This window comes from Streptomyces sp. NPDC059718 (assembly GCF_042733315.1).
Classification (GTDB): Bacteria; Actinomycetota; Actinomycetes; order Streptomycetales; family Streptomycetaceae; genus Actinacidiphila.
In genome coordinates this window covers 59,992-75,057 of sequence record NZ_JBHWGA010000046.1, presented here as the reverse complement: position 1 = coordinate 75,057, position 15,066 = coordinate 59,992, and the positions used below count along the sequence as shown (strand labels likewise).

Here is a 15,066-nt window from a genome sequence, read left to right as displayed (position 1 = left end):
TGGCTGCCGCCCCCGTGGTTCACGGTGTGCCTGTTGAAGGAGGCGTCGCCGGTCCCGCAGCGGGTCTGCGTAGGCCCGCCCAACAGCCCCGGTTGCACAAACGCGGCGTTCGGGTTGGCGCAGTTGTTGTTCTGCCTGCGCTCTTGAGCGGTGTTCTGCTGCAGCAGGCTTCCCACCGCGCCGAAGCCGCCGGCGGCGGTGGCGCCGCCGCTGTCGGCCGAGGCGAACTCGGATCCCCCGAATGACAGGCCGCCCACTGCCAGGGCCAGCAGTGTGGCCCTCCTGATCTTCTGCACCTGCACCGTTCCTCTCGGACGGGCCAGGGGTTCCGAAACCCCCTGTTCCCTTTCTTGGCAACGATGTCCAGGTCGGCCCCGATACGGTGTCACCAGGGTTTCCCCCACATGGACTACGGCGACTGCGCGCCATGCGGTGCACCCGATTCCACGGCGAGCGCGTGTCGAAAGTCCCGGAACGGGGATCCAGGACCGGAACGGCGGAGTCGCCGCTGTCCGCGGGGGACGGTCCAGGTGGTGCCGTAACTCAAACGGATCTTCTGACGGGCGCCCGGTCCGAATCTGTCACAGCATTAGAAACGCGGAGCCTGGGGCAGTTTGCTCACCCGGTCGGGCAGGGATACGGCACACAGCCGCCCTGCCGGGCCATCCGCTCCGCACCACGTGGATCCACCGAGAGCGCATCGAGGGATTTTCGTTTCATCTGGCCTATCGGCATTGGGAGTTGCGTTGCGTAACGTGGCCATCGTCGGCATGGGTTGCAGGTTTCCGGCAGCCCGCAATCTCCCCGAATATTGGCGGATGCTCCGCAAGGGTGAACGCCAGTTCCGAGTGGTGCCTCCCGAACGCTGGGATCATGCACCCTTTCACACCCCGCAGGACAGGCGCGCCCGTGCCGGAACATACACGGACATTGTCGCTCCGATCGCCGCCGTCGATCAGTTCGATGCCCGTCACTACCGGATGTCGCCACGCCGGGTGCAGGGATTGGACCCGCAGCACCGCCTGCTCCTGGACGCATCCCGTGAGGCGCTGCAGGACGCCGGATGGGAGCGACAGGAGTTCGACCGCCAGTCGGCCGGAGTGTTCTTCGGCCTGGGCATCAGCGAGTACATGGAACTCGTGCCCGACGTCGTCACCATGCAGCCGTCCTCCGTTCCGGGCGCCTTGCTCAACATGGCGGCGGCGAACGTGAGCCGGTTCTTCGACCTGCGCGGACCCAGTTTCACGGTCGATGCCGCGTGCTCTGCGACCTTGGTCGCGCTGCACCAGGCCCTGAGCCATCTGGCCACCGGAGAGTGCCGTGTGGCGTTGGTGGGCGGTGCCTATCTCACGCTGGAGCCGCGCTCGCTCCTGGCCTTCTCGAAGGTGGGTGCGATCTCGGCGGCCGGTGTGTGCAGGCCTTTCGACCGGGAGGCCGACGGTTTCGTCCTGGGCGAAGGTGTCGGGGTGGTCGTGCTGCGTCCGCTTCGGGACGCGTTGGCCGCCGGCGACCGGGTCTACGCGGTGATCCAGGGCATCGGCGCAAGTAACGACGGGGCGGCGGCGGAGGGTCCGATGACGCCGAGCCGTGACGGCCAGATGACGGCGCTGCGCCGCGCCTATGCGGATGCCGGATGCTCCCCCCGATCGATTGGGGTCTTCGAGGCACACGGCACCGCCACGGTGGTCGGGGATGCCACCGAGCTGGACGCGATCATCGGGCTTCGAGGGGAGGCCGAGGGCGACTGGGACGGTACCGCCTGCCTGTCGTCGGTGAAGTCGCTGATCGGCCACTCCCTGGGGGCCTCCGGTGCCGCTTCCCTGATCAAGAGTGCGTTGGAACTGCACCACCGCACGATCGTGCCCATGCCGGAGACCGATCCCGTTCGTCCGGAGGATCTTGCGGAGTCGAGACTGCGGATTCCGCGAGCTGTTGAGCCCTGGGAGCATTCCGGGGGACAACCGCGTCGCGCAGGGGTGAGCAACTTCGGCTTCGGCGGCACCAATGTGCACGCCGTACTGGAGGAGGCGCCGGAGTCCGGCGCGCGGGTGCACGGAGTCGAGCCGTCGGCCGCCGGGCGCCGGACCGCCGGCCGGAAGCAGCCGGACGAGGCGCCCGGGACGCAGGACGAGGAGCCGCAGCTCTTCCTCTTCTCCGCCGGCAGCGTGGACCGGCTGGAGTCCCACCTCGTCCATGTTCTGGAGACCCTGCAGGACGCCCCCGACATGCCGCTGAGCGCCATCGCGCGGACCCTGGCGAGCAGGCGGCTGCTCCCGGCCCGGCTCGCCGTCGTCGCCGGCAGCCACGCGGAATTGCGGACGCGGGTGCAGCAGGCCCGGTCCGCTCTCGCCCAAGGAAGGGTGGGCGCGCTGGACGAGGGCGTGTACTCGGCCGTCGCACCGCTGCCGGCCTCGGAGCGCACGATCGCCTTCGTCTTCCCCGGACAGGGCAGCCAGCAGCCGGGGATGGTGCGGGACCTGTATGAGCGCTTCCCCGCCCTGCGCTCCACCGTCGATGCCTTGGACGCGCTGGCCGTCTCGGAGAACGGGATCTCGCTGCTGGACTCGGTGTACGGGCCGGCCAGCCTTACCCCGGAAGGACAGGAGCGGCTCACCGGCACGGACGTCTGCCAGCCGGTGCTCGGTGCGTTCGGCGTGGCGCTCGCACGCTTCGCGGGGTCTCTCGGCGCCGTCCCGGCCGTCACCTTCGGCCACAGCGTGGGGGAGTTCCCCGCCGCGGTCCATGCCGGTGCGCTGGACGAATCCGAGTGCCTGCGGCTGCTCCTGGCACGCGGCGCCCGCATGCGCAGCGCCGAGTCGGTCCGACGTGGCGGCATGCTCGCCATCCGAGCCTCGCAGGACGAGGCGGCCAGTGTGACGCAGGGGCTGGAGGAGACATGGGCCGCCTGCTTCATCCACCCCCGCCAGGTCGTGTACAGCGGTACGGCGACGGAGCTGGAGGAGCTGGCGCGGCGCTGTGCGGAGGCGGGCCTGGCGGCCACGCCCCTGCGGGTCTCCAACGGTTTCCACTCCCCACTTCTCGATCCCGCCCTCGACGACCTCGCGGCGGACCTCGCGACCCGTACGATCACCCGCCCCCGGTACGGATTCGTCTCATCGGTGAGTGGCGCGGCCGAGGACGACCCTGCCGTGCTGCGGGAGCTGTGGGGCCGCCATGCCAGTGCCCCTGTCCGCTTCGGCGACGCCGCTCGCGCCGCGTACGAGGCCGGCGCGAGGGTGTTCGTGCAGGTCTGCGGGGGCAGCGGGCTGCTCGGTGCCGTACGGCACAGCGTTCCGGAGCCGAGCGCGGTCCGGTGCATGGCCCTGACCGCGGACGGTTCCGACCAGGCTCGCACCTTCCTCGCCACGCTCGGCGAGCTCGCCGTGCTCGGGGTCGACATCGACGCCGCGGGGCTCGTACCGGAGGGGACGCCACTGGTGACGCTGCCGCCTTCCCCCCTGGCGACGAAGTCGTACTGGTACCCCCGCGTCGCCTCACGGCGCCCGGCCCCGCCCACCGTCCCCGGTCTGGGGGCCGAAGAGGGGGAGCTCCAGCCCCCCGCCACGGGACCTGGCCGGACTCCGGACGTCCTGACGAACAAGGCTCCCGCCGCGCTGCCCGAGCCGCACCGCGAAGGGGCGGCCCAGGCGCCCCCTGCCGCTGCCCCTCCTCCGAGTTCCCCCGATCACAAGGATTCCGTGATGCATGAGGTCGTGACGCTGCTGAGGGAGCAGCTGAACCTGTTGCAGACCTTCGGCACGGCCGCGCCCGTCGTGGATCGCCCGGCGGCCTCGCCCGCCGCGGCCCCGCCGCTCATCCAGCAGTGGGCCGCCGGCATGGACGTGCTCAGCCTGCCCGCGGTCGAACGCCGTGACGCCCGTGAGCCGGCCGCCGGGGCGGATTTCGAGCGGGTGCGCGCTCGTGTGTACGCCGAGTTGTCAGCCGTCAGCGCCTTCCCCGTGGAGCAGTTGACGGATGAGCTGAACATCGTCCAAGAGCTGGGCTTCGACTCCCTGATGACCACCGAGCTGCTGGTGCGGCTTCGGCGGGCCTTCCCGGAGGTCGCCGAGAGCGTCACGGAGGGATTCATTCCCCGGCAGCCCACCATCGCCCAGGCGGTCGAGGCGATGGCCGAACTGCTCAAGGTGGATCGGGGGGCCCCGATCGCGACTGCCGTCCTGTCCGCGGCGGCCTTCCCGGCCCGCGCCGAGGGTGCCGTGAGTACCTTGTCGAATGGCCGCGTCGCTGTCGAGTGCGCTGCGACGGCGTTGCCGCACGGGCATTCGCAGTTCGCCGCCGAGGGCGGGGTGGCCGTGGCCGATCCGGTCCCGGCGGCGGCGGTGCGGACCGAGAGCCGTATCGAGGACTTCCCCGAACTCCTTGAGATGGAGGGACGCCGGGCCTCCATCGGACGCAGCCCGTACTTCCTGCTGCACGAAGGCACGCTGCGGGACACCACCCGGATCGAGGGCCGGGAGTTGATCTCCTTCTCCGGATACAACTACCTCGGCCTGTCCGGCCACCCGAAGGTCGCAGCGGCTGTCAAGGAGGCCGTCGATCGATACGGTACATCGGTTTCGGCGAGCCGTTTCCTGTCCGGCGACCGGCCACTGCACCGCGAGCTGGAGTCGGAACTCGCCGCGCTGAACGGTTGCGAAGCGGCCATCGCGCTCGTCAGTGGGCACGCCACCAACGTGAGCGTGATCGGCCACCTCATGGGCCCCGACGACCTGATCCTGCACGACGGCCTCGCGCACGACAGCATCCTGCAGGGCTGCAACCTCTCCGGGGCAAGGCGCCGCCCCTTCCCGCACAACGACATGGCGGCGCTCGACGTGATGCTCGGGAGGATCAGGCACCACTACCGCCGTGTCCTGATCGTGGTCGAGGGCGTCTACAGCATGGATGGCGACATCGTCGACCTGCCGGCCCTCATCGAGGTCAAGCAGCGGCACGGTGCCATGGTGATGATCGACGAGGCGCACAGCATCGGCGTTGTGGGGCCCCGCGGCGGCGGAGTCGGCGATCACTTCGCCGTGGACCGCTCGGCCGTGGACCTGTGGTCGGGCACATTGTCGAAATCTCTGGCGGGCTGCGGCGGCTACGTGGCCGGTACGGCACGCGTCGTCGACTACCTCAAGGCCTCCGTTCCCGGGTTCGTCTACAGCGTGGGCATGACCCCGGCGAATGCGGCAGCCTCACTCGCCGCACTCCGGGTCTTGCGTGAGGAGCCGGAGCGGCTGCAGCGGTTGCGTGAGAACGCGGATCACTTCCTGCAACTGGCCCGGCAGGCCGGGATCGACACAGGCGACAGCTTCGGTTCGCCGGTCATCCCCGCCATCGTCAAGGACTCCTCCAAGGCCCTCCGCCTGTCGGCAGCGCTGTTCGACGCGGGGATCAGCGTCAACCCGATTCTTCATCCGGCAGTGGCGGAGGAGTTGACGCGGCTCCGGTTCTTCGTCACCAGCGAGCACACCGCGCAGCAGATCGAGTCCTCCGTGTCCGTACTCGCTTCCCACTGTCACTCGTTGAACAGCTGAACTCCCGGCGTCCCCGGACACGCGGACGCCCCGACCGAGAAGTCCACACGCGAATCGAGGAGCAGTCTCCGGTGAAGCCTCCCCCAGTATCGTCCCCCGAGGCCATGACGGGGACAGCGACCATCACGTCCGGTGAGACGTCCGGCAGCACGTCGCCCCCGGGCCGGCCGGCGCGCCTTCCACTGCCGCTGCGCCGCCCTCGCGCTGTCCTCACGGCCTGGCTGTTCCTCGTCGTCCTGGCCGGGATCGTCGCGGGCGGCACGCTCGACGTACTGAAAACCGGTGGATTCGACGATCCGTCATCGGATTCCGCCGCGGCCACGGGGTTGCTTCGGGACAAGTTCCCCGCTGCACAGCCCAACCTGTTCGTGCTCGTACGGGACAAGGGCGGGGACGCGGACAGTACGGCGTCCACCCGTGCCGGACGCTCCCTGCTCGAGAAGTTGTCCCGTGAGCGCGGCGTGCACATCGTGGCCTCGTACTACCGAACCCCCGACCCGGCGCTCCGCTCGGCCGACGGTGCGGTGGGCCTGACCGCGGTCACCGTCGCCGGCGACCAGGATGCCGCCGACCGCAAGGCCAAGGACCTCCACACCAGCCTCGCCGGAGAGCGCAATGACGTCGAGGTGCGCTTCGGCGGCATCACCCAGATCAACAACGATCTCAACGACCGGACCGAGCAGGACCTCAAGCTCGCCGAGTCGGTGGCAATTCCGCTGACGTTGTTGCTGCTGGTCCTGGTCTTCCGAGGTGTCGTCGCGGCGCTGCTGCCACTGGCCGTCGGGGTGTCGGCCATCGTCGGGGCGATGGCGGTGCTGTGGTGCCTGGCCCAGCTGACCTCGGTCTCGGTGTTCTCCACCAATCTGATCACCGCCCTTGGTCTCGGTCTCGCGGTGGACTACAGCCTGCTGATCGTGGCCCGCTACCGACAGGAACGCGCCATCGACGGCGACGACATGGCGGCGTTGCTGCGCACCCTGCGTACAGCGGGCCGCACAGTGGTCTTCAGCGCCGCGATCGTGGCCAGCGTGCTGCTCACATTGCTGGTCTTCCCTCTGTACTTCCTGCGGTCGTTCGCGTTCGCGGGCGTGGCGACCGTGGCGATCACGGTTTTGGGCGCGCTGGGACCGCTGCCCGCCATGCTCCTGCTGTTGGGGAAGCGGGTCGACAAGTGGCGCGTGCTGCCGACGCGCGCCGAGCAGGTCGCTCCCGAGCGCCGGCTGTGGGGCCGCATTGCCGGGGGCTCGATGCGCCGCCCCGCGTTGTGGGGCTTGCTGGCGACCATCGGGCTGCTGGTGCTCGCCCTGCCGCTGGGCCACGCGCAGTTCGGCATCCCGGACGAACGCGCCCTGCCAAAGAACACCGAGAGCCGACAGGCGGCCGAGGCACTGCGTACGGGCTTTGCCGACAGCGCCGGCGGTGACACGATCAGCGCGGTGGCGCGGGCATGGGACCGGGACCCCTCGGGAACCGACATGGCCACGTACGCCCGGACGCTCTCCCTTGTGCCCGGTGTCGACCGGGTGGACAGCCCTGCCGGCCGCTTCGTCCACGGCAGGCCACAAGCCGTGACCCCAGGGGCGGACAGCGCGGCGGTGGCCCTGCGCAACGATCGGAGCGTACGGCTCGACCTGCACACCCGTGTCGTGCCCTACTCCCCTCAGGGCAGCCAACTGGCCGAGAGGGTGCGCGCGGTCCCGGTGCCCGGTCATCGGGAGGTGTACATCGCGGGACTGGCCGCGCAACTGGTCGATACAACGGACGCGTTGGCCGATGGGCTGCCTTGGGCACTCGGCCTGACCGCGCTGATCACCCTGGTGCTGCTTCTGCTGGCCACCGGCAGCGTGCTCCTGCCGGTCAAGGCGGTTCTGCTCAATGCCCTCGGGCTGGCGGCAGTCGTCGGTGCGATGGTGTGGATCTTCAACGACGGTCATCTGTCCGGTCTCCTCGGCTTCACCCCGTCGCCGCTGGCCATCACGATGCCGGTACTCCTGGTGTGCGTGGCGTACGCACTGTCCATGGACTACGAGATCTTCCTTCTGTCCCGTATCAAGGAACGGCACATCGCCGGAGACCCCACTGAACTGTCGGTCCGCGCCGGCCTCGGCGAAAGCGGCCCCCTCATCAGCGCTGCCGCGGGTCTGCTGGCCGTCTCCTTCTTCGCCATCGCCCTGTCCGGAGTCTCCCTGGCCAAGTTCTTCGGTCTTGGCACCGGCATCGCGATCCTCCTGGACGCCGTGCTGATCCGCGGAGTGCTGGTCCCGGTGTTCTTCCGGCTGGCCGGCCCCCGGGCCTGGTGGGCCCCGGATTCCGTGAAAAGGCTGACTCGCAGGATCGAGATGGCCTCCGGCCACTGACCGTCCTGTCGGCAAAGGGCGATGCCTCGAGGCCTCATGAGGCATCGCCAGGCAACCTGCACGCCTCCGAGCCCCGCTCCGTGGGCAACGCACCCAGCCGCCAATGGGGGAGTCTGCGGATCCAGAGCGTCACCTGGGCAGCCGTCCAGGCGGGCGACCGGAAATTTCTGATGATAGCCAGGACCTGGGGGGTCGTCAGGTCGAGTGAGAAACAACGGTCAAGGAGCCCGCCGATGCGAATTTCCTTGCGGCGAACAGCGTCCGTCGCCCTGATAACTGCCCTTCCCGCCCTTGCCCTGGTGGCGCCCCTCCCGAGCGCGGCGGAACCGCGGCCCGGCCCCTCGGGAGCGATCCCCGGGCAGTACATCGTCACCTTGGACCCGGGTACCGCGCCGATTGCCGTCCTTGACGGACTGGGTGTCAAGCCGCTGTTCACCTACCGGCACGCGCTGTCCGGCTTCGCCGCCAGGCTCACCGCCGGGCAACTGCAGCGGGTGCGTGCCGCGCCGGGTGTCGACGAGGTGGAGCAGGACGCCGTGGTGACCATCCCGCTCGGCGAGGACGCCCCTGCCGACAGCGACCTGGAGCCCCCGCCCCCGGTGGGCGGCCCCGACGAGCCCTCGGGACCGGTGGACTTCCCCCAGGAGACGTACACACCCGACGCCCCGTCAGCCGATCCCGGGCCGCCGGGCGAGGCACCCCCGGTGCCGGAGGAGGTGGCGCCGAAGAAGGAGGCCGAACCGGAGCAGTCGTCGCCCGATCCCGCACCGATGGCCGCGCCGCCGTCACCGTGGCCCGGGACCAAGCCGGTGCCCCCGGTGTACGCACCCTTGCCTGCCGCGCCCTCGGCTCCGGCCTCCGGTGCCGCGCGGGCGAAGGGAGTGCGCGGGCTGGGCGGCTTCACACCCTGGGGCCTGACCCGGATCAACAACCGGGCCCTCGACGGATTCGGTTACTCCGTCCGGGCCACCGGCGCGAAGGTGACCTCGTACATCGTCGACAGCGGCATCGAGTTCTCCCACCCGGACTTCGGGGGGCGGGCCGTGCCCGGCTACGACGCCATCGGGGACGGTCTGGACGGCGGGGACTGCAACGGCCACGGCACCCATGTGGCGGGCACCGTCGGCGGCAGTTACACGGGCGTGGCCCGCAAGACGACCCTGGTGTCGGTGCGGGTCTTCCCCTGCGTCGGTCGTACGGCGAACTCCGCAGTCGTCGCCGGCATCGACTGGGTCGCCGGGCACGCGAGGAAGCCCGCGGTGGCGAACCTGTCCTTCGCCGGGCGCTGGTCGCTCGCCACCAACCGTGCGGTGGAGGGGCTGGCCAGGGCCGGGATCTTCCCGGTGGCCGCGGCAGGCAACGAGAACGTCAACGCGTGCTTCGTCTCTCCGGCGAGTTCGCAGTCGGCGTTCACGGTCGGCGCGATCGACCAGGAGGACCGCAGGGCCTGGTTCAGCAATTGGGGTACCTGCGTGGACATCCACGCGCCGGGTATGGGCATCCTGTCCGCTTACCTCAACGGGAGCTTCCGCGACCTGGACGGCACGTCGATGGCCGCCCCGCACGTCACCGGGATCGCCGCCCTGTACAAGGACACCCACGGTGACGCGTCCTTCGCGACGCTGAGCGAGTGGCTCACCGGCCACGCGATCCGCAACGTGCCCATCGACGGCGGTTACGGCACCGCCCGGCTGAGCGCCTTCACCAACGGTCTGTGACGCCCGCCCCGACCAGAGGCCGCCGGAGGGAGTACCTCCGGCGGCCTCGGACGGGTGGGGCCTGCGTCAGCGGTTGACGCAGTAGTTGCCGGTCGTCGGGTTGAGCAGGGACCAGTGGTTGTGCCCGTTGCCGCAGTGGTTGATCGGGATGTTGATCGGGTGCTGGATGACGTTGCCGCTCAGGATGCCGGGAGAGCCGACGGCGATGGCCGAGGCGTAGGCGCCGCTGAAGCCGTAGCCGTCGTAGCCCTTGTCGTAGCTCTTGCCGTAGCCCTTGCCGTAGTCGTCGGCGAGAGCGCCGGCGGCCGAACCGAGGACGAGGGCACCGGCGGCGATCGTCGTGGCGACGGCCTTCGAGAAACGGATCACGTTCATGCCTTTCATGCTTGATGGGACCAAAGGTCGTGATCAGGTCAACGAGCGTTTTTGCCCCGAGGTGCGCGCTATCACCCGAATAGTCGTACCGGATTTGGATTCCCTGTGGCGAATCGTCGGTTTTTCGGGCTCCGGGCGGCCGTTCGGCGCACCAGGAGCGGTGGGGCGCGGCCGCCGATGTGGCGGTGGGGCACATGGTTCTCGCCGCCACCGCACGTACCCGACGACCCGGCGCCCGCACCGCACGCGTCGTGGCCGCACCGGCCACCGGCGGGCCCTCCCGGTGCTGGTCCTGCGCAACCTCCCGCGGCGCGACTGCGTCCGCCGCCCGACCGGCGCCGCCGACCCGGCCGCCTACCGCCGCTGGATCACCGGCGTCTCCGGCGGCATCGGCGGCCGTGCGGCCCTGGTGGTCCTCGAACCGGCCGCGGTCGCCGGTCTGGTGGCCGGCTGAGGGGGAGCCGCCCCCGTACCGCCCCCGGGCCGGGCGGCGCTGCCGGCCGAGGCCGTGGGGCTCCTCAAGGCGCGTACCGGTACCCGGGTCCACCTCGACGCGGGGAACCCGGGGCGGGTCCCCGACCTGCGCCGGCTTCGCCGCGGCGCTGCGGCTCGCCGGGATCGGCCGGGCCGACGGCTTCGCGCTGAACGTCGCCGGCTTCCACACCACCGGGGTCAGCACGGAGTACGGCGACCGGCTGTCCGGGCTGCTCGGCGGCGCCCACTACGTCATCGACACCAGCCGCAACGGCAAGGGCCCCTGGGCGGCGGTACGCAGGGACGCGCAGTCCTGGTGCAATCCGCCGGACCGGGCGCTCGGCCCCGCGCCCACGGTGCGTACCGGCAGTCCGCTGGTGGACGCGTACCTGTGGGTGAAACAGCCCGGTGAGTCCGACGGCGCCTGCCGGGGGGTGCCGCCCGAGGGGCACTGGTGGGCGGCGTACGCGCTCGAACCGGCCCGGGAGGCCGGGCGGCGCCCGGCGGCACGGGCGTTGCGACCCGCCCCCGCCGTACCCACCTGGACCCCGTCGGCGTCCGCCCCCGCTTCGGCGGCCGCCCCGCCCTTGTCGGCTGCCCCGCCCTCGGTGGCTGCCCCGGCTCCGGCGTCCGCCCCGGCTTCGGTGGCCGTTCCCTCCACCTCCCCCTCGGCCGTGCCGTCCGGACCCGCGGCGCCCGGCGGGAGCCGAGGAGGACGAAGCGAGGACGAAGCGAGGACGGCCGCCCGTACCGGGCGGCCGTCCTCGTGTGCCGGGCCCTGCCGTGTTCCTCAGCGCCGCACCATGTGGTGCCGAACCGCCGCCATGCGGGCGGAGGCGCGCTGCCTGGGCGCGCGGTGCCGGCCCCTGGCCGTACGCCGGGCCCGTCGTGCCCGCCGTGCGGCCAGGGCGCCCGCCACCCGGCGCCGCAGCACGCTGCACCGCCAGACCAGCAGCGGGACCAGGGAGGTCAGCAGCGCGATCGCGGCCCAGACGCGCATCGCCGGGTGGGCGTGGCCGCGGGGGACCGAGGCGAGCAGCGAACCGGCGACCAGGGCCGCCCACAGCAGGTGGACGCGGAAGGTGGCGAGCCGGTCCGGGCGGGCCGGGTCGCCCCCGGCCGCGGCGAGCCGGCCCGGCGGGTGCCGGAGCACCGTCGTCACGAGGGAGAGCACGTGGAGCGGGGCGGACACCGCGGACATCAGCAACCCCGCGACGCCGAAGGACCCCTTCGGCCGGTGGGGGCCGGCGTTGCGCCCACGGGTCCCCAGGCACAGGGCGATCCGGAACGCGACGGCGGTGCCGTGGAGCGCCAGCCACACCGTGGGGTCGAAGGGGGCGCCGGAGGCGCCGAGCCCCAGGAAGAGCACGCAGGCCAGCGCGGAGAGGATCCAGCCGAGGCCCGAGAGGGGGTAACGGGCGGCCGTCAGCGTGTAGGTGAGCAGGCTGCCGGGCCGCAGCTTCCACGGGGCCTTCCAGAACTGCCGCAGGAGGGACTCGTGGGCGTCGCGGCCGCGGCGCAGCTCCTGGGCGAAGAAGCCGTTCCAGGAGGACGGTCCCCGGCCGACGGCCACCACGTCCGGGGTGTGGACCGAGCGCCACTTGCGGCCGGTGGCGGGGTTGCGGCGGGCGTGGATCTCCAGCCCGGTGGCCAGGTCGCCGGCGGCGGAGTCGTACATCCCGCCGGCCTGCCGCAGCGCCGAGACGCGGACGACGTCGGTGGTGCCGGTGAACAGGGCGGAGCCGTAGCGGTTGCCGGCCCGCTGCGCGGAGGCGTGGACGAGGAAGCGGTGGCTCTCGGCGGCCCTCGTCACGGCGGTGTCGTGGTCGCCGTGGACCTGCGGCCCGACGACGAAGGCGACGTCCGGGTCCCGGAAGTAACCGAGCATCCGCTCCAGGTAGTGGGGGAGCGGGACCTGGCCGGTGCCGACGCAGGCGGTGAACTCGTAGTCGTCGCCGTGGGCGTCGAGCCAGGCGTTGTGGTCGCCGTGCCGGGCGCCGGCGCGCAGGGCGCCCTTGGGGTGGTTCCAGCGCGCGACGCCCTTGCGGGTGAAGTGCCGTACGCCCAGCGTCTCGCAGAGCCGCCGGACCTCCGGGTCGTCGTCCTGGTCCAGCAGCCATACGTCGACGGGGCCGTCGTGCCGGACGCGTACCGCGCCCTCCAGCGTGGCCCGCAGCCCCTCCAGGGACTCCCCGCCCGCGGCGGAGGAGGCCAGGAGGGCGACCCGGGTGCCCGGCGCCGGGGCGACCGGGACCGGGTCGCGGGCGACCAGGGTGGCATGGGCGTGGGCCAGGACGGCGACCAGGCGGAGGAGTTCGAGGAGGCCGAGGGAGACCAGCATCGCGGTGTCCGCGACGTGCGCCCACTGCGGCGCGGTCTCGCGGGCCGTCCAGTGGCGCGGCTGCACGAGCCAGACCAGCACGCCCAGCGAGGCCAGGGGCGCGGCGGTGAGCAGCAGCCAGGTGCGGATCCGGTGCCCTTCGCGGGAGATCAGGCTGCGGTACCTGACCCGGTACAGCACCCCTGGCCGCGGGGGGTCGTTGAGGGGGCCGGCGAGCGTCCCGTGGCGCGCGTAGTCGTAGCGGCGGGGGGCGCCGGGGACCGGGGCCGGCCGGTCGCCGTCGCCGGTGGCCGGTGAGGGGACGAGCCCGCCGGGCCGGGTGGGCGTCTTGCGCATGCTGCTGGGCGTGATCGTCACGGCGACCCCGTAGGAGGAGAGAGGTGAAGGAATCACCGAAAGGTGGGAAACCGGTGCAAAGCCCCTGATGGGCACTGAGAAAGTAGCAAAGGGCCCTAGAGTTATCCGACAAGCAGACAATCGGCGTGGCGTGGTGCGTGGCCATTGCCCGTCACGACCTGGCGCGGATACGCTGCGTTCGCGATACCGATCGTTATACGGAATATCGAACAGGCGCCGGAGAGAGCGAGCAGAGATGGGACGTCTCGTACCCGCCGTGACCAGAGCCCTGGACATCCTGGAGCTCTTCCTCGAAGGCGACGGCACGATGTCCGCGCCCGAGATCACCCGCAGGCTGGGTCTGCCGCGCACCACCGTGCACGAGCTGGTGACGACCCTCGCCGCGCGCAACTACCTGGTGCCGCAGCCCGGTCAGTCCGGCCGCTACCGCCTCGGCGTGCGCACGTACCAGCTCGGCAGCCGCTACGCCGAGCAGCTGGACCTCGCCGCCGAGGGGCAGCAGGTGGCCCGTTCGGTCGCGGAGACCTGCGACGAGACGGTGCACGTGGCGATCCTGGAGGGCACCGACGTCATCTACATCGCCAAGGTGGACAGCACCCACGCGGTCCGGATGGTGTCGGCGGCCGGGCGCAGGCTGCCCGCGCACTGCACCTCCGTCGGCAAGATGCTGCTGGCCTCGCTGCCCCCGGACGCCCTCGACGAACGCCTGCCCGGCGACGGGCCGCTGCCCGCGATGACCGAGCACAGCATCACCTCGGCCGGCGAACTGCGGCGCCAGCTCGGTGCGGTGCGCGAGCGGGGGGTCGCCGTCGAGCGGCGCGAGTCCAACCCGGACGTCTCCTGCGTCGCCGCCCCGGTCCGCAACTCGGCGGGACGGGTGGTGGCCGCGCTCAGCATCTCCGTGCCGATGATCCGCTGGACCGAGGAGCGCCGGGCCGAGCTGGAGGAACTGGCCGTCAAGGGGGCCGCCGAGCTGTCCGAGCGCCTCGGGCACCGGGGCGGTGCGCGATGAGCGGGGTCGAACTCGCCCTCAAGGCCGGGGCGCGGCTCGGCGAGGGCCCCACCTGGGACCCGGTCGGCGCGCGGTTGCTGTGGGTGGACATCCTCGCCTCCCGGGTGCACTGGTACGACCCGGCCGGCGGCGGCGCGTCGGTGATGGCGACCGGGCAGCACGTCGGCGCGGCCAAGCCGCGCGCGGCCGGCGGCGTCGTGGTGAACCTGCGCGACGGCGTGGGGCTGTACGACGCGGACGGCGCCTTCCGCTGGCTGCACCGCGACCCCGTCCCCGGCCGGCGGGCCAACGACGCCGCCGTGGACGCCGCGGGCACCCTGTGGGCCGGCACCATGCGCTACGACGAGGCGCCCGGCGGCGGGACCCTGCGCCGGGTGGCCCCGGACGGCACGGTCGAGCCGGTGCTGGACGACGTGACCGTCAGCAACGGCACCGACTGGAGCCCCGACGGCTCCCTCATGTACTACGTGGACAGCCCGACCCGGCGCGTCGACGTCTTCGACGTCGACCGGGACACCGGACTCGTCCGCGGGCGGCGGCCGTTCGCGGAGGTCGAGGAGGCCGCGGGTCTCCCGGACGGCCTCACCGTGGACGCCGAGGGCTGCGTCTGGGTGGCCCTGTGGGACGGGGCCGCCGTCCGCCGCTACACCCCGCGGGGGGACCTGGACCGGGTCGTGGAGGTGCCGGTACGGCGGCCCACCGCCTGCGCCTTCGGCGGCCCGTCGCTGACCGATCTCTACATCACCTCCGCGAGCACGGGCCTTGACGCCCGGGAGCTGGCGGAGCGGCCCCTGTCGGGATCGCTGCTGGTGGTGCCGGGAGCCGGGCAGGGGATGCCCGATGTGCCGTTCGGTGGTTGATTCCGTGGTGGTTCGGGGTTGATTCGGGGCTG

General features: G+C 71.8%; 9 protein-coding genes and 1 pseudogene. 7 read left to right on the top strand and 3 right to left on the bottom strand.

The window, feature by feature from the left end; genetic code table 11:
- Positions 1–296 (bottom strand): hypothetical protein (locus ACFV3E_RS36570; RefSeq protein ID WP_500539252.1); only part of this gene is annotated, 296 nt, incomplete at its 3' end.
- A gap of 459 nt (positions 297–755) precedes the next feature.
- Here ACFV3E_RS36570 and ACFV3E_RS36565 point away from each other — a divergent pair.
- The 3 genes from ACFV3E_RS36565 to ACFV3E_RS36555 all read left to right on the top strand — a co-directional run bounded on the left by ACFV3E_RS36565 (position 756) and on the right by ACFV3E_RS36555 (position 9,615).
- Positions 756–5,540, top strand: a complete 4,785-nt coding sequence (locus ACFV3E_RS36565; RefSeq protein WP_500539250.1) for an aminotransferase class I/II-fold pyridoxal phosphate-dependent enzyme — start codon at positions 756–758, stop codon at positions 5,538–5,540.
- 104 nt (positions 5,541–5,644) lie between these two features.
- Positions 5,645–7,897 (top strand): MMPL family transporter, encoded by a 2,253-nt coding sequence (locus tag ACFV3E_RS36560; protein WP_500539248.1) that lies wholly within the window; start codon positions 5,645–5,647, stop codon positions 7,895–7,897.
- A gap of 233 nt (positions 7,898–8,130) precedes the next feature.
- Complete coding sequence (locus tag ACFV3E_RS36555; RefSeq protein WP_500539246.1) at positions 8,131–9,615, top strand: S8 family peptidase; 1,485 nt, start codon at positions 8,131–8,133, stop codon at positions 9,613–9,615.
- A 66-nt stretch (positions 9,616–9,681) separates the two neighbouring features.
- Here the strand turns inward: ACFV3E_RS36555 and ACFV3E_RS36550 are convergent, their stop codons facing one another.
- Complete coding sequence (locus ACFV3E_RS36550; RefSeq protein WP_500539242.1) at positions 9,682–9,990, bottom strand: chaplin; 309 nt, start codon at positions 9,988–9,990, stop codon at positions 9,682–9,684.
- 283 nt (positions 9,991–10,273) lie between these two features.
- Here ACFV3E_RS36550 and ACFV3E_RS36545 point away from each other — a divergent pair, with 283 nt between their 5' ends.
- Positions 10,274–10,444 carry a glycoside hydrolase family 6 protein gene (locus ACFV3E_RS36545; RefSeq protein WP_500539240.1) on the top strand — a complete coding sequence of 57 codons (171 nt, stop codon included), beginning with the start codon at positions 10,274–10,276 and terminating at the stop codon, positions 10,442–10,444.
- Positions 10,389–10,886 (top strand): annotated as a pseudogene (locus ACFV3E_RS36540) (glycoside hydrolase family 6 protein); the annotation flags it as partial. The gene ACFV3E_RS36545 and the pseudogene ACFV3E_RS36540, both read left to right, overlap by 56 nt.
- 368 nt (positions 10,887–11,254) lie before the next feature.
- Here the strand turns inward: ACFV3E_RS36540 and ACFV3E_RS36535 are convergent.
- Entirely contained in the window at positions 11,255–13,162 is a 1,908-nt protein-coding gene (locus ACFV3E_RS36535; RefSeq protein WP_500539238.1) for a glycosyltransferase, read from the bottom strand.
- Positions 13,163–13,397: 235 nt separating this feature from the next.
- On the opposite strand from ACFV3E_RS36535, the gene ACFV3E_RS36530 reads away from it, so the two are divergent.
- Both ACFV3E_RS36530 and ACFV3E_RS36525 read left to right on the top strand, forming a co-directional pair.
- Complete coding sequence (locus ACFV3E_RS36530) at positions 13,398–14,174, top strand: IclR family transcriptional regulator (RefSeq protein WP_500539236.1); 777 nt, start codon at positions 13,398–13,400, stop codon at positions 14,172–14,174.
- Positions 14,171–15,034, top strand: coding sequence for an SMP-30/gluconolactonase/LRE family protein (locus ACFV3E_RS36525; protein WP_500539234.1), 864 nt, complete (start codon positions 14,171–14,173; stop codon positions 15,032–15,034). The genes ACFV3E_RS36530 and ACFV3E_RS36525 overlap by 4 nt, the downstream gene beginning before the upstream one ends.
- Positions 15,035–15,066 lie beyond the last annotated feature (32 nt).

What these genes read in the sequence shown, in the direction of transcription:
- ACFV3E_RS36560 (WP_500539248.1), top strand. Translation starts at nt 5,645, where the DNA reads ATGACGGGGACAGCGACCATCACGTCCGGTGAGACGTCCGGCAGCACG.
- ACFV3E_RS36555 (WP_500539246.1), top strand. Translation starts at nt 8,131, where the DNA reads ATGCGAATTTCCTTGCGGCGAACAGCGTCCGTCGCCCTGATAACTGCC.
- ACFV3E_RS36550 (WP_500539242.1), bottom strand. Translation starts at nt 9,990, where the DNA reads ATGAACGTGATCCGTTTCTCGAAGGCCGTCGCCACGACGATCGCCGCC.
- ACFV3E_RS36530 (WP_500539236.1), top strand. Translation starts at nt 13,398, where the DNA reads ATGGGACGTCTCGTACCCGCCGTGACCAGAGCCCTGGACATCCTGGAG.
- ACFV3E_RS36525 (WP_500539234.1), top strand. Translation starts at nt 14,171, where the DNA reads ATGAGCGGGGTCGAACTCGCCCTCAAGGCCGGGGCGCGGCTCGGCGAG.